This is a genomic window from Spirulina subsalsa CS-330 (genome assembly GCF_028330765.1).
In the GTDB taxonomy this organism is placed as follows: Bacteria; Cyanobacteriota; Cyanobacteriia; order Cyanobacteriales; family Spirulinaceae; genus Spirulina; species Spirulina subsalsa_A.
This window is the reverse complement of record NZ_JAQMTY010000016.1, coordinates 1-22,351: the sequence shown is the minus strand read 5'-3', so window position 1 is coordinate 22,351 and position 22,351 is coordinate 1. Positions and strand designations below refer to the sequence as shown.

The window sequence follows — 22,351 nt, the reverse complement described above, 5'->3', positions numbered from 1 at the left end:
TGGCCTCGTCTGCGTTTGATCCCCCTAAATCCCCCTTAAAAAGGGGGACTTTTTTGCGTTCCCCCCTTTTTAAGGGGGGCTAGGGGGGATCGAGAGAAGGTGAACATCGTTAAGAGCAGTTTGTGTATAAGCAGTAGCCCTAGGGGAGAGGGAACCGGAAAAATGGAGCGGCTCCCCTCGCCCTCTGGGAGGTTGGGGGTGAGGGCGATCAAGTCAGTCAACCAGGGGTTGGGGTCAGGATTAACTCCTACCCGATGCCTAATTCGCGTTTGAGGAGGTTGATCGATTTTTCGCCGATATAGTTTTCACTCCGGACGAGTTCGGGATGGCGGATCAGTTCGTCGCGGAGCTTGAGGATGGCTTGTTTGACGATTTCGTAGCTGGCTTTGTCGGACAGGATGGTTTGGGAACTGCGGATCAGGGCGTTGAGTTTGTAGGTGTCTTCCACTTGGGCGGAAATGACGAGGATATCATCCCCTCGGAGGCTGTGGGCGAGGGTTTCGGCGATGTTGAGGATGCCGGTGCTGAGGCTGACGAGGCCCAGGGTGGTGTTTTTGGGCAGGGTTTTCATCAGGGTGAGTTCTTTGGTGTAGTCGCAGATATCGACGGGGATGACGCGCACGGAGCGGGGGGCGGCGATGTCTTCGGCTTCTTTGATGAAGTAGCGGCTGGTGACGACAGTGCCGGAATGGGTTTGAGTGAGGATGGTGGGGAGTTCTTCGAGGGGGACGAGTTGGACGGGCATTTGCAGGGAGGCTTCGAGTTCTTGCACCATTAACTCGCCTGCGCCGAGGTCGCGGGCGGGGACGGTGACGAGGACGCGGGCACTACAGCGGAGCCGCCAATCGATTTCGGAGAGGAAGAGTTCGCGGGCTTGGGAGAGGGTGCAGCCTTGGGTGAGGAGGTCGTCGAGGCTTTTTTGGATCAGTTTGTAGGCATCGGGGTATTTTTCGAGGATGGGCGATCGCAAACTTGTCCCGCCTTCGTGACCTTGGGGTTTGACGTAAATCCCCGATCCGGCTTGGGATTCCACGAGGCCCGTATCTTCGAGTTGGCGGTAGACTTTGCTGACGGTGTTGCGGTGCAGGCCGGTGATTTGGGCGAGTTGGCGGGTACTGGGGAGGCGATGGCCGGGGGGATATTGGCGGGAGGCGATCGCAAACTGAATTTGGTCGAACAATTGCCGCGAAGCCGGAATATCGCTATCCGTCTGAATGTGAAACTGCACCGTATTAGCCATAGGACTGTGGAAAAATAACCAGTAGAACGCCAGGTTTCTCTATGTTCTAGTGTAGGCTGTACAGAGAAATTTTCGGAGAATCCACGCCCCATGTCTGCCCTTGCTGTCAAAACTGAGGCTGTCCAGGTGATGAACGGTGCTCTTGCCATTGATGCCTATGTCGCCCAACCCACCACGGGCGGCCCCTATCCGGGCGTTATTGTCATTCAAGAGATTTTTGGGGTCAACGCTCATATTCGCAGCATTGCCGAGCGTTTAGCCGCCGAGGGCTATGTGGCGATCGCCCCCGCCCTCTATCAACGCACCGCCCCCGGCTACGCAACCGGCTACAGCCCCGACGACGTGACCCAAGGCCGCCACTACAAAGACCAAACCCGCGCCGACGAACTCCGCAGCGACATCGAGAGCGCGATCCGCTACCTCTACCAATTGCCTAACGTCAGCCCCAATGGTGTGGGTGCGATCGGCTTTTGCTTTGGGGGTCATGTGGCCTATCTCGTCGCTACCTTACCCGATGTCAAAGCCACCGCCTCATTTTACGGCGCAGGCATTCCCACCTTCACCCCCGGCGGCGGCGACCCCACCCTGAGCCGCACCCCCGACATCGGCGGCAGGCTCTACGCCTTCTTTGGCAACGATGATCCCCTCATTCCCCATGAACACATCGACCAAATCGCCGCCGCCCTCAAAACCCATCAAATCGACCATCAAGTATTCCGGTATGATGGCGCGGGTCATGGCTTTGTCTGTGATCAACGAGGCGACTACAATGAAGAAGCAGCCAACGCCGCCTGGCAAAACGTATTAGAGTTATTTAAATCTCAGTTATCGCTACTGTCATGACCTCTCCCTCATCTCAACCGTCCTTTTCCATGGATGACTTCGCCCAAGCCCTCGAAAAAGAGAGCTACACCTTTAATTTTGAACGGGGGAGTGTTGTCACGGGGAAAGTATTTGAATACACATCCGACGGCGCTTTTGTGGATATTGGCGGCAAAGCGGCGGGGTTTATTCCCATTGATGAAATCGCGGTGACGCGGGTGTCCAATCTCGAAGCGGCGCTGCCCCAAGATGAAGCCCTGGAATTTTTGATCATTCGTGACCAGGATGCCGATGGCCAGGTGATTCTGTCGCGGCGACAGTTGGCGATTCAGCAACTCTGGCAGGATTTAGAAGCGCTTCAGGATGAGGGGAAAACCCTTGAAATGCAAGTGACGGGGAGTAATCGCGGTGGGTTGATGGGACAGGTGTATGGGTTGCGGGCGTTTATTCCGCGATCGCACCTCCTCGAATCCGAAAAACAACTGCTCAACGACGGCAAAGCCGATGTTCTTACCGGCCAAACCCTCACCGTCACCTGTCTTGAAGTCTCCCAAGAACGCCGCAAACTCGTCCTCTCCCAACGCAACGCCGCCCGCACCAGCGCCATGAAGACCATCGAAATCGGCGCATTGCTAGAGGGAACCGTGGTCAATCTCCAACCCTACGGCGCATTTGTGGATGTCGGGGGATTAACGGGCTTGCTGCATGTTAAACAAATTAGCCGCAACACCGTCCAAGCCCCCAGCACCGTCCTCAGCATCGGTCAGGCGATCAAGGTCGTGGTGCTCGATGTGGATGAGCAAAAAAATCGGCTCTCCTTTGCCACCAAGGTGCTCGAACGGTATCCAGGGGAATTGCTCGAAAAGTTTGACGCAGTGATGGCCGACGCAGAAGAACGACTCCAAGCCGCGCAACAGCAAGAGGACACCCCGCCTGCTCCTGCGGCAACCCCAGAACCCGCTACACCTGAACCGGAAGCTGCAACGTCTGACCCCGCTGTAGCAGAGGAGGAATAGAGCCGCTGGGGATGGTTTGAGCGATCGCGCTAGGTCTGGTGTTGCTGCTTAGAGGCAAGGGGCTTTAAGCCCCTTGTTTCCATTGAGTGAGGTTCATTTGGATCTGATTTTGACTTTTCAAGCCGCCTCTGATGTGTCGCGATGCCAGCAGGTAGACGATCGCACCCTCTTCATCGGGCCGATTGGATTTGGAAAAATGCGATCGCCGCCTGTAATTCCGTCGCCTGCTCCGCCAAATCCTGAGCCGTGCTAAACAACAGACTCGCCACCTCTGAATTTTGTTGGGTCACTAAATCCAATTGACCGATGGCCTGGTTAATCTGCGTCGATCCCTGTAACTGTTCACGACTTCCATTGCTGATTTTTTGCACAAAAGTAGCCGTGTTTTGAATACTCGGCATCAACTGATTGAGCATGGTTTCCGCTTGGCTGACACTGCTCACACTCGATCCCGCCAGTTGATTAATATCCGCCGCCGCATTGCGCGTTCGTTCTGCCAACTTGCGAATCTCTAGCGCCACCACCTTAAAGCCATTCGTGCCATCCTGCGATCGCGCCGCCTCAATACTGGCATTTAACGCCAACATATTCGTCTGCAACGCAATCTCCTCCACCACCGAAATCTTTTGGATAATCGTGTGCATCACCTCAATCACCGCTAAGATGGCGTGGCGCGTCGTCTCCGCATCCGTCGCCGCTTGACTGGCGATCGCCTGCGTCTCCTCCGCGTGGTTCGTATTCGCTTGGATCGTTTCAATCATATGTTCAATAGACTTGGATGCTTGCTGGGTCGCTGCCGCCTGTTCCGCTGCCCCCGATGACATCTGGGTCGCACTGGCACTCATCCCTTGACTCCGTGCAAATACTGCCTCCGATGACCGCTTCACCCGCGACACAATGCCCTGCAATTGACGCACCATCCGATCCATCGATGTCAACAATTGACCAATCTCGTCTTGGCGATTCGTGCCAATACTGACATTGAGATCACCCGACGCTAACCGATCATTGAGGGCGATCGCCTCCCGGAGCGATCGTGTAATTGAACGAGTCGTCACCACCGCCAAAGTAGCCGCCACCACCACCACCATCAACACCAGCCCCACAGTCCAGCGCAAACTTTGCAGCCGCTGCCGTTCTGCATCTTCCACAAACTCTTGCGCTTTATTGTTTGCAAAATCAGTAAACGCCTGCGTATCATCCAAGAGTTCATTCACATAGATCGCCCCTTCCCCCTTCGTAATCGCTGCCGCTTCTGCTATCTGACCCGCCTTCCGGAGTTGAATGACGCGATCGCGAATGGGTTTCCACCCCACAAAATTGCGCTGGAGAGCCTCAATCTCACTGGCATCCCCCAAGAAGCGATCGAAAAGGATCGTAAACTCATCCAAAACCTCCACCTCCAATTGATCCACCTGATCCGCTGCCGCATCAATCTCCGCCTCGGAATTCGCCAGCGCCACATCCTTCATCGAACGGTGCATCTTAACAATAGTAGACTCCAACTTCAAAACCGTTGTGCTCACCGTAAACGGATGATCGTACAATTGATTCGTCAACAGCGACAACCGATTCATACTCTGAACCGTATATCCACTTAGCCCCACCAAAACACAGGTAATCAAACCGTAACTCAACCCCAAACGGGTTCCAATATTCAATTTGAAGCTCGAAAAGGAACGTGAGGCAAGAACTTTCATAATCATAGCTATTACTTTCGACTACACAATAGTGAATTATTTATAAAATCATTGAGATTCAGAAAACATCTATTCTTACAGACTCGCGCCTTCCTTCAGTCTAAACATCACATTTTTTTTCGTATCAGGACACTAAAATCTTAAGAATTCAATGACTATTTACACTGCGCCACAAACGGCTCACCTTCATTCAATTTTTAGCGCACAGAGTATAGTGGAACCTTACCCCACCCCCGCCCCGCTCCATTCGCGCTAACATCCATCCGCACCACAACACGCCGCCTCACCCTGAAGCCCGTAGTGTATGGTATAGACTTAAATACCCTTTCAACCTCAGTAGTCCTATGACCGATTGGGCGATTCGCGTTGACAACCTTGGCAAAAAATACACCATTCGTCACCAACGTCAACATCAAACCCTCCGTCATGCCCTCACCGACGGCCTACGAAACCTAAAACGAGGGCGATCGCACCATCCAGCCGCCCCCACCCAAGAAGAATTTTGGGCCCTAAGTAACATTTCCTTCACGATTCAGCAAGGCGATCGCGTCGGCATCATCGGCCGCAACGGAGCCGGCAAATCCACCCTCCTCAAACTCCTCAGCCGCATCACCGAACCCACCACCGGCCGCATCCACCTCCGGGGTCGCGTCGCCAGCCTCCTTGAAGTCGGCACCGGCTTTCACCCCGAACTCACCGGCCGCGAAAACATCTTTCTCAACGGCTCCATCCTCGGCATGGAACGCCAAGAAATCCTCAAAAAATTTGACGAGATCGTCGCCTTCGCCGAAGTCGAACGCTTCCTCGACACCCCCGTCAAACGCTACTCCTCCGGCATGTACGTCCGCCTCGCCTTCGCCGTCGCCGCCCACCTCGAAACCGAAATCCTCATCATCGACGAAGTCCTCGCCGTCGGAGATTTGAGTTTCCAAAAAAAATGTTTAGGACGAATGGAAGAAGTCGGCAAAGAAGGAAAAACCGTCCTCTTCGTCAGTCATCAAATGGGACTAGTGAGTCAACTTTGCAACTATGCTTTTTTCTTGGAAAATGGTCAATTAAAACAAGAAGGAGAACCTCGTAAAATTATTGAAAAATATTTAGAGGAAATTCAAAGGAAATCCAATCAATTTGAACAAAAACAGCAGTTAAAAAAAAGATTTGGAATCCAAAAAGCCTCAACATCTGATAGAAAAGGCCAAACCAAAAATCAATTTTCTCATGATGAATCAATCATTCTTTCTCTCTATGTTAATACCGAAGAATGGCACACGGATGCTGTTTTTAGCGTAACAGTTTACGACATGCAAGGTCGTAAAGTATTTACTCATGAATATCCATGTGCAAATATCAAATTAAGTGAAGTATGCCTCATTGCTAAGATCGAAATCCCAAGTCATTTTCTTACCCCTGGTTTTTACTATTTCTCAGCTTTTATTCATGTTCCCAATGTTATTTGTTTAGATGCAGTAACAAATATCTGTGAATTCAATATCACTGATTTGGGATCTGAGTTTGCAAAGTATGGCGACGTTAACTATGGCTGTGTTTTTGCAGACTGTCAATGGGATTTTGTTCAAGTTTCTTTGTCATGCTAACTCAATCGATCCTGTAGTGCAGTTTTATTATGTTGACTATTGACCAAATCTTAGAAAATTCATTATTATTAAGCACATTATCTTCTGATGAATATGACGAGATTCAACGTATGTTCAAAGGTATCCAGTCACCGACCTTGGAGTTGCCAGAAATTTGGTCATTGATGGATAAGGTTTGGCATAATTTGGGGTGTGATAACCAAAAATTAGAGTCAGAAAAATTACAAGCGTTTTATCAACATCCAGTTTGGCTATTGAATGGTTTATTGAGCGATCGCGATCCGCTATCTGTCCAGCATCGTGAAGCGATTGCACAATGGATAACCGCCCAGGAGCATCTTAAAAAAGTAATTGACTTTGGTGGAGGAAGTGGTGTAATGGCTCAAAAAATTCATCAATTGAGTCCACATCGTTATGTAGATATCTATGAACCGTATCCCCATCCTTATTTTGTAAAGATGATTCAAGCTTATCCCACGGTTCAATTTATTAATCAGTATTCAGACCACGATCAATATGATTGCTTAGTGAGTCTAGATGTGTTGGAGCATACGGATGATCCGATCGCGCTCTTAAGCCAGATGATTAGTTTAGTCAAAAAAGGCGGCTATTTAATCCTAGCAGCCTGTTTTCATCCTGTGATTCAATGTCATATTCCTTCAACATTTTATCTTCACCATAGTCTTTCAAGATTTACCGAAAAAATGGGATTATTCGATTGTGGTGAATGTGTGGGAAGCCATGCAAAAATTTATCAAAAAAAATTAGATATTGAGTTTAATTGGTCAGCACTGCGTGCCTTAGAACGAAAATATCAAAATATTCACCGCCTGCGGCTTTGGCGAATTCGCTACCTTCAACCATGGAAATCACGATTACAGTTGCTGTTGTATGATCCAGGTGCAATGTATCAAAAGCTCTGGAAATCTAGGCAGCATGAATAAAGAAAAGTTAGTTCTAACTCAATGGATTTACGCTATCAGATGATCACTCTCTAAACTAGATATTTTGACATTTGATGCTCTTGTGATCAAGGGATTCAGTCCGCAAATTGAAACCGATAGCAGCTTATGAGGGCTTTAATTTGAGAGTTGTGCATTTGAATCAGTCGGATATTTCAGGGGGGGCGGCGATCGCTGCCTATCAACTGCATCAGGTGCTCCGTGCTGCTCAGGTGAATTCTCACTTGTGGGTGGGGGCTGTTCACAGTGGTCATCCTCACATCACCCCGGTGCAGCGGTGGGTTTGGATTGAGAATCAATTATCGCGGTTGAATCGGCGGGTGAGCTTAAATTATGTCAACTTGATTAGTAGTTTCAAACTCCATCAGCAAGAGTGCTATCAAACGGCTGATGTGTTGAATTTACATAATTTGCATACGGGGTATTTTAATTACTTGGCATTGCCAGGATTAACGCAGCAAAAACCGACGGTTTGGACGCTCCATGATATGTGGGGTTTAACGGGACATTGTGCCTATAGTTATGATTGCGATCGCTGGAAAATTGGCTGTGGATCGTGTCCCTATCCCCAGGAATATCCGGAGATTGAGTTTGATAGTAGTGGGTGGGAATGGCAATTAAAACGCTGGGTTTATCAGCGATCGCCCCTGGAAATCATCACGCCGAGTCAGTGGCTTGCGGATCAAGTGCAGCAGAGTATTTTGGCTCCCTGTCCAGTGACTGTGATTCCCAATAGTGTGGATTTGGTACAGTATCAACCCCTCAATTCTGAGCATTGCCGTGAGCTTTTGGGGATTCCGAAAACGGCATCGGTGTTACTGTTTGCCGTGGAGAATTTGGGGAATCGGCGCAAGGGGGGCGATCTACTCGTAGCAGCTCTGCAACAGTTAGATGCAGCGACCCGTTCTCATCTGGTTTTACTTACCTTTGGCCGGGGGGGAGAGCATCTTAACCAAGATCTAAACCTACCGATGGTGCATTTAGGCTATGTGCAAAATGCGCGGTTAAAAGCGATCGCCTACAGTGCAGCGGATCTCTATCTGCTGCCCACCCGTGCGGATAATTATCCCCTGTCAATTCAGGAAAGTTTGGCCTGTGGTACGCCGGTGGTGTCCTTTGCGGTGGGGGGAGTGCCGGAGTTAGTGCAGCCGGGAAAAACGGGGTATTTAGCCCCCCCGGAACAGGTGGCGGAATTTCGACGGGGCATCACAACCTTGCTCGGGCAAGATCTGCACCTGTATCGACAATCATGCCGCGAATTTGCCGAGCAGCACTTCCAACCCCATCACCAGGCCCAACGCTATCTTGAGCGGTATCACCACGCGATCGATCGCTTTCAATCCCTTAAATCTCGTCGGGGATGACCCATTGGGTGGGTTCGCTGAGTTTTTTGATCCGGGCGGCTTCGGCGATGTTGAGCAGGTCGTCAAGGGAGGTTTCGGCCATGAATTTGGTGGCCTCTTGGACATAGGCGCGGTGGGGGCATTGATCCCCCAAAACACACCCATTAACGCAGGCTACAGCACAGTTGATTTTGGGTTCCATTGTGATATTTGCGATCGCACCATTACAACGCTGAATATTGTACACGCTGGCTCTAGAAATCGTCAGGCGAGATCCTAGGGGGTTGTGGGCCAATGGATGTAGATGGGGTCAGGGTAGGGGGCGATCGTCAGTTCTAAATGGGAGGGATGCAATACGCCCTGATAGCCACAACTGGGATGCTGAAACCGCAGGGGTAATTCGCCGCTGATGACCGCTTGGTTGAGGCTGATCTGTTGGGCTTGGCCATCGATGCGGAGGGTCTGTTGGCTGAGTTGGTCGCGGATTTGCACCTGGGCAAAGCGGGGGATAGCTTGGATGTGGAGGTGCTTCAGTTGGAGGCTGAGGCCGTCGGGGGGTTGGGGGCTGACTTCCACATCGGGGGGGAGGCCGCTGATCAGGTGTTCGGGGGTGGTGTCAGCGGTGACGCTGATGCTCAGGGGTGGGGGGATTGTGAGGTCGAGGGCTTCGGCATCACATTGCCATTGGGTGGCTTTTTTCTGGAGGTCGTTGCGGGCTTTGAGGGCGCGGCGGACGTTGCCTTGACGGGTGAGGCTTTGGTCTTGTTTTTTCTTGACGACGAGCCAGCGATCGCGGGCAAAGTCTCGCAGCAGAATGTTGGGGTCTTGGGTGAATTGGTCGTAAAAGCTGAGGCTTTCGGCGATCGCGCCCACCCGTTCAAGGGCAATCCCCACTTCCGGCATCGAGAGGGCGATCGCGTCACTGTCCGCCGGGGGTTGTCCCCAATCCGGCGAGAGGAGGACATGATCTTTTAAAAATTGCTCATAGCGGCGGCGCAGATCCCGATGCAGGTCACTGGGTTCGAGGTTGGCATGGGCGAGAGCTTGGACGAGATGGGCCGTGATGCCGAGGCGTTGGGCGTTGGGGGTATGGAGCAGAGCGGGGTAGGCTTCGAGATGGGCGATCGCCGCTTCCCACTGCTCGGCCTGGGTGGCGTTTTGGAACAGGATCAGCAGCACCGTTTCGCCTTCCCCTTGGTCTTGGGCGGCGGTGATCACCTGGGGGATCAACTCCCCATCCTCAAGCTGTTGGGCATAGTCGAGGGCTTCGAGCCAACGGGATTGAGCAAGCAACGCCAGGATAATCCCCGGTAGCCAGTTTTCGGTATTGGGACAATTGGCCGCCCCCCAGGCGTTGAGGGCTTCGTCATGTTGTCCCGCTTGCACGAGTTCCACGAGGCCCGCCGGCAGTCCCCGCACTTGGGCCTGGGCGAGGTGATAGGCGGGGGTGTCCTGCTGACCACAGTGGTTCCAGGTGGCGATCGCATCTTCATACCGAGCCGCGTAATAAAAACACTCCCCCGCCAGCGTATCCATCCCTTCATATTCCGCCCCCGCTAAATTGCGCAGCACCTCCCCCCAGGCTTGCCACTGTTCAGCAAGCATCGTCGCGGTGGCCTGGGCACAATGGGACGCGATCGCCTCCCGATAGCGATCGATCACCGCTTTCCACGGCCCCATAAACCGATAGTCTTCCAGGCGTTGGGAGGCGATCAACGTCGCTAAAAAGGCGGTGAATTGATCCACCGTGGCCACCGTCGGCTCCACCGTCGCCATAAACTGCACCAAAGGGCGCACCTCCGTCGGTTGCACCGTGAAATCATGGTCGCGGATCTCGCCCCAATCGCAATGGTGATACCACGCTTTTAGCTGCATCCAGCATTCCCCCTGCCAAAAACAATTCCAGGCTTCCACATCATCCCCCTGGGCCACAAACTGTTTGCCCGCCGCTTCATACTGTTCAGCAAATTTATGGCTCCACGCCTCACAGCGAGCCGCCTGCACCGTATCGCCTAAGCGCTCATAGGCTTCCTGGGCGCGGTACATCAGATCAGCATTTTCCGTGTGGAGGCCTTCATCAAACAGGGTTTGGGCGATCGCTGGTAGATCATCGGCGCTAATCGTCGCCGTGCCGTCCCCGGTGCTGATCAGTTGAATATGGCTTTCCCACTGTTGGCGGTGCTTAGGGTGAGCAGCGAGGAAACGATCCAACTCCGCCACATCGCTCCCATGCCGCCACAATTGGCGATCGCCCTCCGGACTATCCACAATCACCAGCCGTTCCGTCGCCCGACTCGCCGCCACATAGAGCTTATTGAAAAAATACCGCGCCTCTTCAGAATGTTCACTGTGGGGATTCCACGCCCCCGTGGGGCAAGCCTCGCCAAACTTGTAGAGCACCACCTGTTTAAACTCCAACCCCTTCGCCGCGATCGCGCTCAACACATTCCACGGCGCACCCCGTTTCCGGCCCGTCTGCAACACCCGCAACACCGGATCACGCCGCACAAAATCCGCCTCCCCCCCTTGATCACAGGGCACAATCACGATCGTATCCTGGAATTGATGCTGCACCGTTTCATCCGTCACTTCTCGACCGACGATCCATTTTTGGGGCAATTGATCCCCCCCCTTGCGGGCCTGCTGGGGTTGAATTTCTGGCAGATCAAACAACACACTACGCCACAGTTGAATCAGATTATTCACCCGCACAATCGGCGCAGCAGATCGATAATTCGACTCCAATTCCTCAAAATTCATCTCTAGATCCAACATCCCCGTCGGTGACAGAGTGGTGATCACTTCGTTATAAAAGGCCGCCTTTAAACTGGACCAGCGGAACCCCGTCGGATTCAAAGTCTGCAACGGATCACCCGCAAAGGCAAAGGGCAAACTTTCCACATGTTGATGCTCTAAATCATATTGCGAAAATACCGATAAACGCATAATCAATTGCAATTCTAAATGGGTAAAATCCTGGGCTTCATCGCAGAAAATCGCCGTAAATTCACCCCGGTAACATTTCAATTGCAACACGCGCCGAATCAGGTCTTGATCATCCCATTTGCCTTCGTCTTTGAGGGTGCGATCGTACCATTTCCACACCGTTTCATAGATTGCATCGAAATCCTCGACCGATACCGTGCGCTCTTTGCGGGGAATTTCGCGATAATCATCGACTTCTAAATAGGTATCCCGTTCATCCAAGTGATACCCCTTAATAAATGTCCGAATCACCTGCCAACAGACTTCTGGCGAATAGACCCGCCGCCGGGTTTTGAGATACTGCTGGCGAAAGTAGTGAAATGAAACATAATTCGCATCATTAAACCGATTCCGTTCCGCTAGGGGTAAACGGTTGCGCAAAAAGGTACGAAAGGATTGAAAAAACGGACTAATATCCGGCAAGGCTTCGGATTGGCCCCGCCGTTCTAAAAAGCGATGGTGCGATGCGAGGAGGGGAATCACCCGTTCTTTCGCGACTTTGAGGAGGCGATCGTTATAGGCGAGGAAGAGGGGGCGAGGAAAACTGAGGCAGGGGCGACCTTCTTCGGTGCAGTAGCGCAAATGGCGGTGGCAATAGTCAGCAAAGAGGTGAAACAGCATTGTGGATTTTCCACTACCTGCCTGACCGTTGAGAAAGAGGGGCAGGGAGGGTTTTTGAGTCGAAACGTTGTGTAAGATCGCTTCTTCTTCGGCGGAGAGGGCAAGGTTGGCGCGTTCGTCGGTTTCGATTTCGAGCCAGTTGGTTTCGTCGGCGAGGAGGTAGTCGGGATAGGCGCGGCGGGCGATGGTGGTGAGTTCGTCGAGGGTGGTGGGGGTTTGGGAACTGAAGAGGTAGCGGTTTTGTTCGCCGTTGTGGTGATGGTGGCTAATTTTCCAGAGGGGATCGAGGATGGTTTGGAGGGTGTCGGGGTCGGGGCGATCGCGAAAGGGGGCAATTAAAAAGAGCACCTGACGGGTGGGGTGATCGGCGGTGGTGATGCGGCTGTAGAGGATGGCGTGTTCGGGTTCACAATAGAGCCGGATGCCGTCCCAGGGGGTGGGTTCGCCGCGATCGCCCTCAGCATCCGCGAGTTCGGTGATGATCCGGTTAAAGGTGCGCCATTCGCTACGGCAGTGGGGTTCGGCAAAGCGGGCCAGCCAGGCTTCGCTTTCGTAGATGACGACTCCGTTGAAGTCCATGCGGAGACTGGGGCGATCGAGCCAGCGGCGGAGGGATTCGCTTAAGGGGGGGGAGGTGGGTTGGGGCTGGTTTTCGCTGTTGTTTTTTTGTTCATTTAACCAGTCCCACAGGAGACCATCGGGGATCTGGGTATCTAAACTATTGTTGGCCCAATCTTGGCGATCGCGCAAAAATTCCTCATAGTCGCGATCGCCCCGCCTGAACACGCGCAACCAGCACAATATTGGTTCATTGCCAATTCGTCGTATGCGGGCAATGAGTCGTAGGTTGCTTTCCTTGCGTTTTAGGTAGGGATAAACACGCTCAAACCGCGATAGTACCTGCTCAAGGGGCATGGTTTCCAATTCACGACAGAGGCGATCCACATGTTCGGCGAGGCCAGCTTTTTCGTGAACTTGGGCATTGAAGGCGGAAGAGCGATAACAATACATCAGCAATTGTCCTGGTACAGATAGAAGGAATAGTTTAAACGGGAAAGAGCGGGTCAGAAGTTTGGCCCGCAACACTCTATCTTAAGTGTTGCCAGAGGACTCCCGTTATACCGACGACAGCAGCGATTTCTCCCCGTCGGGGATTGAAATCCCCGCCTCAGAGCGAAAACCCGTTCACACGGGTTCCACCGTGGGCATCAGCCCACTTTCGCTCTGAGCCAAGAATCTTGGCGGCTTGGGGTTCAGCAAACTCATCTTCTGTCGTGCGAGCATCTCGCTCGCTGCCCTGATCAGGGAGATCAAAAACAAGCCATAGCAATCCTATTTGATTCATGCACAGGCAAGGGGCTTAAGCCCCTTGTTGATCAGGAGATAAGATCTCCGATTGATTTAGGATCGCTATAGTGCAGCGTCAATGCCAAGAATCAGGATGTTTGTAGGGTGCTGTTAGCGAAGCGTAACGCACCGTCACGTTGAGCATTGAACATTCAATAGAATCCGAATATTAAGTCTTGACTCTTGACTAGGTCAACGTTTGCACGTTATGGATCGTAGTCCCGTGGGAGAGGGGTTTGGGGTGAGGGTAATAAGTGAACAAGCTGTAAAGCCGCCTCATTTTAGCTGTGTCATGGCATTAGGGCTGATCTTGCCGAAGGAGCGGGGCTTGAGACCTATGACTTGGGTAAATTCCGATCTACGGAAATTGGACAATCTGCGCTAATATTACGCCTAATCGTCAGCCAATACGCTTAATGATCATGTCTCCCATGACTTAGCATGGGAGGCAGTTCGGAGGGTAAACGCCAAGAGGCAAAATTGATCAAGGGGCGTTGCTTTACCTCACAAGCATTTTTGAGAGCAAGTCTTTCCTCATTTTCAGTCATAATAAAACTATGGCTTGTTGCGATCGACTCTGACCCCATGGCTTCCTATCGTGGGCCAACGCTGCCCGTCACAGATGGGACGGAGACAGGTTTTTAGATCTATTGTGAAGTTTTTCAAGACGGTCAAGGCAACGGTTTTGGCTCTACAATCCCATCAATTTCTTTCCCTACGGCAATGTTTGCGGGCTGTGGGGTGAAAACGGTACGAGTGATCATAAATAAACGATGAATTGTTGTTACAAGCGCTTGCTGTAGAGGAATTATGACGACCCAGCCCCGCCGTCTTCTCCATGACTTATGCTGTCAGGCGTGCCATCATCCGAAAGGCAGTCGAGAACGTCGTGTGATCCTGTCGCGGTTGATTGAGGCCATCATTGAGTCTAATCTACTGTGGCGTGGGAATGAACCCTACTATGAAGATGCGCTGCAATTAACCTGGATCTATCTTAGTCGTAACCTGTGCGAATCGGAGACGGGCAAGCAGTACGATGCCAGGATTAGCACTGTTACCACCTGGCTCAATGCCTATCTCAAGCGGCGCTTACAGGATTTTCGTGAGCGCGATCGCGATGAAAACAACAGTCGCTATCACCCCACGGTCAATACACCTGATCCAACGGCCTTGATTGTGGCAGAGGACGATATTCCACCCATTTTAGAAAATACTCGTCACTGGATCGAAACAGATCCAGAGGGAATTCTCAAGAGCATTGTGCTCAAGCAATATCCCCACATCACCTGTCAATGTCTATTGTTGCGCCGCCTGCCCCCTGAAACCGCGTGGAAGGATCTAGCGGCTGAATTTGACTGTTCCATTTCAACGCTGGCTAGCTTCTATCAGCGCCATTGTTTTCCTCAGTTGCGAAAATTTGCTCAATCTGAGGGATATCTAGAGTAGAACGACTAATCTGTTATTCATTGTCATAGTGTCACTGTCATGGGAAATTTTTCCAGTCTAATTTTTCCAATTCCCTCTCATCATTGGGCGATCGCCCAATCATTCACCTCGCAACAGGCCAACAGCCTGAAAGCGGCCCAAACCCAGCTCAACACCTTAGCCGTCTTGGCGGTTCATGACTATTTGCAGATGCTGGATATTGCCACGGATCTGACCCAAAGCGATAGTTGGAACCCAATCATGCGGCTGATGGCGGATGTCGCCGATCTGAAAATCGTCGGCCAAGGGGTGGTGGAATGTCGGCCGGTGCGATGGTCTGTCGATGCAGCGGCTCGCCCCTCCCACTGTCTGGTGCCGCCGGAGGTGTGGAGTGATCGGGATGAGTCTGGGGTGTTGAACCGGCTTGGGTATATTGTGGTGGGGATTGACTATGCTCAACGTCAGGCGACGTTATTGGGGTTTTGCGCCATGGTGAAGCAAGAGCGCTTGCCCTTGAGTCGTTTGCAGTCGCTGGAAACCTTCTTGATCCTGCTGGATCGGTTGAGTCCGGTCTCACTCTCGGCTTGGTTGCGGGGCGAGGCTGACCCGGTTTGGCACGATGCGATCGCCCTCTTGCAGCATGATTTCCAGGTTCAGGCCCAAGCCACCCTATCCATGGCGGTGGCCATGCAGCAACAATACCCCTGGTGGCAGCGGTGGCGCGATCGCCTCCTGACCCGCCGCCCCCCTGAGTTTGAACCGTCGTGGGCGCTCCGGAGTGCCTTGAGTCCCCCCGGAGAAACCGCCGCCCATCCCCTCGCCCCCGGCAAGATTGCCAAGGCCAAGCACCTCCGCCTCGGGCCATCAGAGGACTCCCCCTGGGTTACCCTCGTCGTGGCAATCACCCCAGAAGCCCAGCAGCAGATTCAGGTGGTCGCTCAACTGCATCCGGTGGGGGGCGATCGCATCTTACCCCCGGACATCTCCCTGGCCTTACACGAAGGCAGCGACGTTCCACTATCACAAACCAAAACCCGCAGTCACGATCAAGGCATTCAGCTTCGCCCGTTCCGCGTCCAGAACGGCACAGACTTTCAACTCCGGGTAACATTGGGAGAGTCTACCATTGTAGAAGCATTCACGATTTGAAGCATTTACAGTTGAGGTAAGGAAATGACACGAGTGGTGGTGCTCAATTTTGGCTTGGGAAGTCTAGAAACTGGCTTCCCATCCATCACAGCTCGTCTAGGACTATCGGGGCCCCTCCTCACCCAAAGCACCGCCTCCCTGCCCCCCGCTCCCCACATCGTTCAACTGTATCGAAGCTGGCGCGTCCTCTACGATGCCCTAGCCAGCTATCCCGTCCGGCAACTCTCCACCCCTGGCATCAGCATCGAAGCCACGGGAATTACCCATATTTCCACCACCGACTTTGAAAACCTCAACACCAAACTGAGCCAGGCCCTCAACACCTGGCTCAACCACACAGCCTTTCGCCCCATTGAACGCCACCTGCGCACCCACATCAGCCCCACGGAAACCTTTCGGATTGTGATTGAAAGCGATCAAGAATTGTTGTGGCGTTTGCCGTGGCAGGCCTGGGAATTACTCAAAACGGACTACCCCTACGGCGAGATTGCCCTCAGCCCCCCCAACTACTCCGCCCCGGTCTTGTTTTCGCCACCCCTACGACGGCAGAAAGTGCGTGTGCTCGTGATTCTCGGTGACAGTCGGGGCATCAATGTGATGCACGATGTTCGCGTCCTGAAACAATTACCGGGCATCCAATTAACAACCTTAGATGAACCGAGCCGAGCGGAGGTGATTCAAGCCCTGTGGGCCAAGCGTTGGGATATTTTGCTCTTTTCTGGCCATAGCTCCAGTCATCACGATGCGACCCACGGCACGCTGTTTATTAATCCCACCGCGCATCACAATAAAATCACGATTACCGAACTGCAAGAAGCCCTCAACCATGCAGTTCAGCAAGGGCTACAACTGGCGATTTTTAACTCCTGTGATGGGCTAGGCCTGGCCCGGGATCTGGCCGCTGCCCAGATTCCCCTGCCCCCCTTTGTGGTGATGCGGGAAGCCGTCCCCGACTGTGTTGCCCATACGTTCCTGAAGAGCTTTTTGCGAACGTTTGCAGAGGGGTATCCCTTTCATTTGGCGGTGCGCTATGCCCGTGAGCAGTTGCGCAGCCTAGAGGATAAATTACCGGGCGTGTCAGGGTTACCGATTATTTGCCAACATCCGGCGGTGATCCCGCCCACCTGGGCGGAGTTACGCGGTCAGGAACTTAAGACGACTCAGACGCGGCCCCTCCCTGGGCAGCGACGGTATGGCTGGGGTCTTGCCCTGGCTAGTGTGCTGGTTGTCTATGGTTTTTGGGGTGAGATGCTGGCCCAGCAGTTGAACCAATGGGGAAATGCGGCGGCCCAAGAGGATCACCTCGTCACCTCACGCTGGTTTTATCAGGGCGCGATCGCCCTGGCTCCCCTCGCGTCAGAAGCCTACTACAACTTGGGTCGTCTCTGCGAACAAAAGCAAGAGAATTTGGACTGTGCCTTCAAGGCCTATCGCAATGCGGCGAACCGGGGATCGGGCGCTGCCATTGTTAAGAGTGCTCAACTCTCACTGCGCACTCAAACCCACCGCGTTGAAGAGGTCATTGTGATGACCGAGCGGTGTTTACATAGCTCTCAAATTCAGGTGCAAGCTGAATGTTTTAGCACTCGTGCTTGGGCGTTGTGGGAAGATGGTCGTCCTCAAGAAGCGAAATTTTGGACACAAAAATCCTTACGATTGTCCCTGACGAACCCCCATGCCCTCTGCCTCTATGCTCAAATTTTAGAATCTGAAAAGAATCCATCCCAAGCACGAGTCTACTGGGAACAAGTGATCAAATATTCCCACTATCACACCAATGAACAAAACACCTGTTTAAAAAAAGCCTACCAACGGCGTTCTAGTTAACCAGACATTGTTGCTCTTGACCGGGGAAAGGATAGCCATGTCCTTCAAGTTCTGGTGGTACTCTAGCGATCCTAAATCAATCGGAGATCTGATCTCCTGATCAACAAGGGGCTTAAGCCCCTTGCCTGTTCATGAATCAAATAGAATTGCTATCTCCTTCAAGTTCTGGTGGTACTCTAGCGATCCTAAATCAATCGGAGATCTGATCTCCTGATCAACAAGGGGCTTAAGCCCCTTGCCTGTTCATGAATCAAATAGAATTGCTATCTCTACGATCTTAATCCTCGTGAGATGTGAGGAACCCTTTTTTGAAATCGGTTCAACCGTTGCCGGTGATCCTGCGATCGCCTTAATCCATCGTTAACCCAATCGTCATAATTTTGATTAAAATGTGGGGGAGAATTAGGGTGAGTTCGAAGGGTTTCAAGCCTTGAGGCTGGGGATAATGATTCTGAATTGATCCATAGGAGTAGATTGCTGGTGCAGTGACCCGTCTGCCCTCCAGATTTTCACGCTCATGTCCGATCGCGACATCCTGTACTTTATCCAAGCCCAATCATCGAGAGTTGAACAGTACAGATACCAACAGTGATCATGATTCGACGACGGCAATTTATTGGATTCTCTGCTTTTTTTCTCGCCAGTTGTGCGGGTGTTCAGGTTTCTAATTCTGTGAGTTCTGATCCCGCTCATCCGGACTCGGTTGTGCTGCCGGAGGTGATTCGGTTTAGCGTCACTGACATTATGGGTTTAGAAGAGTTAGAGGCTAATTATTCTGAGTTGCGGGCCGCCCTCGCTGAGGCGTTGGCGACAGAGGTGGAATTTGTGCCGGTGGATGATCAGGTTGCGGGGGCGGTGTTGTTGAAGGATGGTCAAATTGATTTAGCCTTGGTGGGGCCATCGGAATATGTGGTGATCCAGGCGCGAACCAATGCAGTGCCGGTGATTGGCATTACCCGCCCGAATTATCGTTCAGTGTTGGCCACAAAAGCCGAGAGTGAGGTTAAGGCGATCGCTGATCTCAAGTCCAAAACGCTGGCCCTGTCGGATGTGGGATCAACCAGTGGTCACTTGGGGCCGATCGCGATGCTGATGGCAGCGGGTTTAGATCCGCAGCAGGATTTAACCGTGGAAATGCTCGGTGATGATGGCAGTATGGCGGCGTTGCGATCGGGGCAGGTGGAAGCGTGGGGAGGATCATTGACTGACTATGAGGATATGAGTCAGGATGCACCGGAGCAGTTTGTGATTTTGCAAAGCGGGCCATTATTGCCTAGTGATGTGTTTATTGCAGGCAGCCATCTTGCAGCGGATGTGGTGACCGCAATCCAAGCTAAAATGCTGGCTAATGAGGCGGCGTTAACGACAGCGATCGCCACCCATGAGCGCAAATATGAAGGATCAACTCTCAAAGTCACGCAAGACCAAGACTATGATCCGATCCGTGCTGCCTACAGTGCGATCGGCCAAGGGAGCTTTCTCAATTAGCAGGGTGAGCCTGCCGTACCCTGCCCCGACCTCCATCTGTTTTGCATGATTTTAATGTCACTGTTTTCACCCCTGAAAGTTTGCCAACAATCCCTAGCGCGTTTAGGCATCGCCCAGAAAATCACATCGGGCCTCGTGTTGGCCCTTGGGGTCGCTACGGTTGGGGTGAGTTTGGGGTTGCTGTGGGGTGAACGCGCTGAACGCCAGGCCCTTGAGGCCTTGACGGTGGCGAGTCAGCAACAGTTGCTGTTGAAAGAGTTGGAAAAAGAGGTGCTTGAAGTTCAAGCCCACCCCCAACGCTTGATCGCGGTTTTAGGGAATTCAGTCTGGGCGCAGTATGAATTCACGACGTTTCGGGGTGATGTGGCAGAGGTGAGGCAGTTGACCGAACAGTTGCAAACCTTCATGACGAAGACTAACACGGGGAGCACCCTGGATGATTCCGCCCTCCGTACCTTGGCCCGCGAGTATCGAGGGACGATCGAAGCCTACGATCAACAGGTGACGCAACTATGGGAGGTCGTGCAGCCGACCCAGATTGGACGCGATCGCGATGCCATTCGTCAAGGGCGGCAACTGGTTTTGGATCAAACCACCCAGGGCGCATTTGTCCAATTACAAGTGAAATTTGAGCGGCTTGCGGAACAGTTGGTGGGGAATGTGACGGCGGCTGAACGGCAGTATGAGGCGGCTACCCAGCAATTTGGCCAGGCGCGGGACGTGCGACGACAGATTATCAGTATTAGTATCGCGGTTTCGGTGGCTCTGGCGTTGCTCTTGGCGTTGGTGATCAGTCGGGCGATCGCCTTCCCGGTGCAGCGCATCACCCGCATGGCGCAACAAATCACCCAAGATGCTAATTTTGACCGCCAACTGCCCCACTTCAGCCAGGATGAAATGGGCCGGTTAACGGATTCGTTTAATCAATTAATCCACAAAGTGCAAATCCTGCTGCGGGAGCAGGCGAACCATGCGATCGCCCTCGAACAGGCCAAAACAGCGGCAGAAGTGGCGAACCAGGCCAAGAGTGATTTTCTGGCCAACATGAATCATGAATTGCGCACCCCTTTAAACGGAATTTTAGGGTATGCCCAAATTTTGGAGCGCGATCGTACCCTCACCCCCAAACAACACCAAGGCATTCAAGTCATCCAGCAATGTGGCTCCCATTTACTCACCCTGATTAGCGATGTTCTGGATCTCGCCAAAATCGAAGCCCGCCGCGTCGAACTCCATCCCACACCGGTTCCATTGCCCGCATTTTTACAAGCCACCACCGAAATTTGCCGCATCAAAGCCGAAACCAAGGGCGTACAATTTCGCTACATCACCCACGGAACCATTCCCCCCGTCGTGCAAACCGACGAAAAACGCCTGCGCCAAGTCCTCCTCAATCTCCTCAGTAACGCCGTGAAATTCACCGATCAGGGGACAGTCACCCTCCAGGTGGCCCACCAACCCCAGCCCCCCAACCGTTCATCCGACAATCCCACAGAACGGCTGCAGTTTACCGTCGAAGATACCGGGGTAGGGATGCCCCCCGATACCCTCAAGACCATTTTTCTCCCCTTTGAACAAGTGGGTAGTCGCGCCCACCGCGACCAAGGCACGGGGCTGGGTCTGGCCATTAGTCAGCAGATTGTTGAGTTAATGGGCAGTGAATTACAGGTGGCGAGCCAAGTGGGGCAGGGAAGCGCGTTTTGGTTTGAGTTGGATCTGCCCGTTGGGGAATCCGTGAGCCAGAGGCCGGAGCTTACCCCAACGGCCTCAATTATTGGCTATGGCGGTGAGCGGCGCAGGGTGTTGATCGTCGATGATGATGCAGCGAATCGAGCCGTTTTGCGGGACATGCTGGAATCCATTGGGTTTATTATCCAGGAAGCCACCAATGGCCGCACCGGTTTAACCCAAGCCCAGGCAGAACCGCCGGACTTGATCATCACTGATTTGGTGATGCCGGAACTCGACGGTTTAGCCATGACCCGGTGTATGCGTCAAGATCCCAGCCTCACCACCATCCCGATTATTGCGGCCTCGGCGAGTTTGTCCTTGCCGGATCGTGATGCGAGTTTGCAGGCTGGGTGTAATCACTTTATGGCCAAGCCCATTGATTTTGCGCTCCTGTTGACGGCTCTCCAACAGCAGTTAGATCTGCACTGGCATTATGCGGACTGTCCCGATGAGACAGAGGCGATCGCTCCCACTGAACCTTCAACCCTGATCCTACCCACCCCCGCCGAATTACAGCCCCTGCGGGAGGCCGCCGCTGATGGCTTAGTCACGAAAATTCGTCAGGTTACAGCACAACTCCAACAGCAAAACCCCGCCTATGGCCCCTTTGCCCAACAGATCTTAGCCTGGGCCGATGCCTTTGAAATTGAAGCAATTTTAGATTGGATTGAACCCCATGCTTGAACCGGATCAACTCCACACCCCCACACCCGCCACAATTTTAGTGGTAGACGACACCCCCACCAATATTCAAGTGCTCTTTGATGTGCTCGATCAGTCCGGCTATCAAGTGGCCATTGCCAAAAGTGGCGAAATTGCCCTCCAACGCCTTGAACGAAACCTGCCGGACTTGATTTTGCTCGATGTGATGATGCCGGGGGGTATAGATGGGTTTGAAACCTGTCGGCGGATTAAGGCGAATCCCCAGAGCCAAGCCGTGCCGGTGATTTTTATCTTAACAATGTGCAAAGAAGACTCCCACTATAAAGCGAGTCCGAGTAGAGTTACCGAAGGTAACGGCGGACGTGCCTTTTAGTGGCGAGATGAATTTGCACCAACAAACAAATCGAGCGACAGCGAGTCCTTTAATTGAATTTTTG

At 52.7% G+C, this 22,351-nt stretch carries 15 protein-coding genes; 11 read left to right on the top strand and 4 right to left on the bottom strand.

What is annotated here, in order from left to right:
• Positions 1 to 247: 247 nt before the first annotated feature.
• Complete coding sequence (locus tag PN477_RS01020) at positions 248 to 1,240, bottom strand: GntR family transcriptional regulator (protein WP_272116236.1); 993 nt, start codon at positions 1,238 to 1,240, stop codon at positions 248 to 250.
• Between the two features lie 90 nt (positions 1,241 to 1,330).
• Between PN477_RS01020 and PN477_RS01015 the strand changes: the two genes are divergently transcribed.
• Positions 1,331 to 2,083 (top strand): dienelactone hydrolase family protein, encoded by a 753-nt coding sequence (locus tag PN477_RS01015; protein WP_272116238.1) that lies wholly within the window; start codon positions 1,331 to 1,333, stop codon positions 2,081 to 2,083.
• The gene (locus PN477_RS01010) at positions 2,080 to 3,078 is read left to right on the top strand and encodes a S1 RNA-binding domain-containing protein (RefSeq protein WP_272116240.1); all 999 of its coding nucleotides are present in this window, start codon (positions 2,080 to 2,082) and stop codon (positions 3,076 to 3,078) included. Before PN477_RS01015 ends, PN477_RS01010 begins: the two co-directional genes overlap by 4 nt.
• Positions 3,079 to 3,248: 170 nt before the next feature.
• Here PN477_RS01010 and PN477_RS01005 read toward each other — a convergent pair whose 3' ends face one another.
• Positions 3,249 to 4,739: a methyl-accepting chemotaxis protein gene (locus PN477_RS01005; protein ID WP_272146898.1), complete on the bottom strand. Its 1,491-nt coding sequence runs from the start codon at positions 4,737 to 4,739 to the stop codon at positions 3,249 to 3,251.
• A 383-nt stretch (positions 4,740 to 5,122) separates the two neighbouring features.
• Between PN477_RS01005 and PN477_RS01000 the strand changes: the two genes are divergently transcribed.
• From PN477_RS01000 to PN477_RS00990, 3 genes are all read left to right on the top strand, one after another.
• Entirely contained in the window at positions 5,123 to 6,373 is a 1,251-nt protein-coding gene (locus PN477_RS01000; RefSeq protein WP_272116244.1) for an ABC transporter ATP-binding protein, read from the top strand.
• A 29-nt stretch (positions 6,374 to 6,402) separates the two neighbouring features.
• Positions 6,403 to 7,317 carry a class I SAM-dependent methyltransferase gene (locus PN477_RS00995; RefSeq protein WP_272116246.1) on the top strand — a complete coding sequence of 305 codons (915 nt, stop codon included), beginning with the start codon at positions 6,403 to 6,405 and terminating at the stop codon, positions 7,315 to 7,317.
• 149 nt (positions 7,318 to 7,466) lie between these two features.
• A complete protein-coding gene (locus tag PN477_RS00990; protein ID WP_272116248.1) occupies positions 7,467 to 8,699 on the top strand; it encodes a glycosyltransferase family 4 protein in 1,233 nt (410 codons plus the stop codon).
• On the opposite strand, the gene PN477_RS00985 is transcribed toward PN477_RS00990, so the two are convergent.
• Positions 8,680 to 8,880 carry a hypothetical protein gene (locus PN477_RS00985; RefSeq protein WP_417158719.1) on the bottom strand — a complete coding sequence of 67 codons (201 nt, stop codon included), beginning with the start codon at positions 8,878 to 8,880 and terminating at the stop codon, positions 8,680 to 8,682. The two genes, PN477_RS00990 and PN477_RS00985, sit on opposite strands and share 20 nt — an antisense overlap.
• Before the next feature lie 74 nt (positions 8,881 to 8,954).
• A complete protein-coding gene (locus PN477_RS00980; protein ID WP_272116254.1) occupies positions 8,955 to 13,295 on the bottom strand; it encodes a hypothetical protein in 4,341 nt (1,446 codons plus the stop codon).
• Positions 13,296 to 14,441: 1,146 nt separating this feature from the next.
• On the opposite strand from PN477_RS00980, the gene PN477_RS00975 reads away from it, so the two are divergent.
• From PN477_RS00975 to PN477_RS00950, 6 genes are all read left to right on the top strand, one after another.
• Positions 14,442 to 15,077, top strand: a complete 636-nt coding sequence (locus tag PN477_RS00975; protein WP_272116256.1) for a hypothetical protein — start codon at positions 14,442 to 14,444, stop codon at positions 15,075 to 15,077.
• A gap of 39 nt (positions 15,078 to 15,116) precedes the next feature.
• Entirely contained in the window at positions 15,117 to 16,205 is a 1,089-nt protein-coding gene (locus PN477_RS00970) for a DUF1822 family protein (protein ID WP_272116258.1), read from the top strand.
• A 24-nt stretch (positions 16,206 to 16,229) separates the two neighbouring features.
• A complete protein-coding gene (locus PN477_RS00965) occupies positions 16,230 to 18,032 on the top strand; it encodes a CHAT domain-containing tetratricopeptide repeat protein (RefSeq protein WP_272116260.1) in 1,803 nt (600 codons plus the stop codon).
• 672 nt (positions 18,033 to 18,704) lie between these two features.
• Entirely contained in the window at positions 18,705 to 19,520 is an 816-nt protein-coding gene (locus PN477_RS00960; protein ID WP_272116263.1) for a phosphate/phosphite/phosphonate ABC transporter substrate-binding protein, read from the top strand.
• A gap of 54 nt (positions 19,521 to 19,574) precedes the next feature.
• Positions 19,575 to 21,935 (top strand): ATP-binding protein, encoded by a 2,361-nt coding sequence (locus PN477_RS00955; protein WP_272116265.1) that lies wholly within the window; start codon positions 19,575 to 19,577, stop codon positions 21,933 to 21,935.
• Entirely contained in the window at positions 21,928 to 22,287 is a 360-nt protein-coding gene (locus PN477_RS00950) for a response regulator (RefSeq protein ID WP_272146896.1), read from the top strand. Before PN477_RS00955 ends, PN477_RS00950 begins: the two co-directional genes overlap by 8 nt.
• Positions 22,288 to 22,351 lie beyond the last annotated feature (64 nt).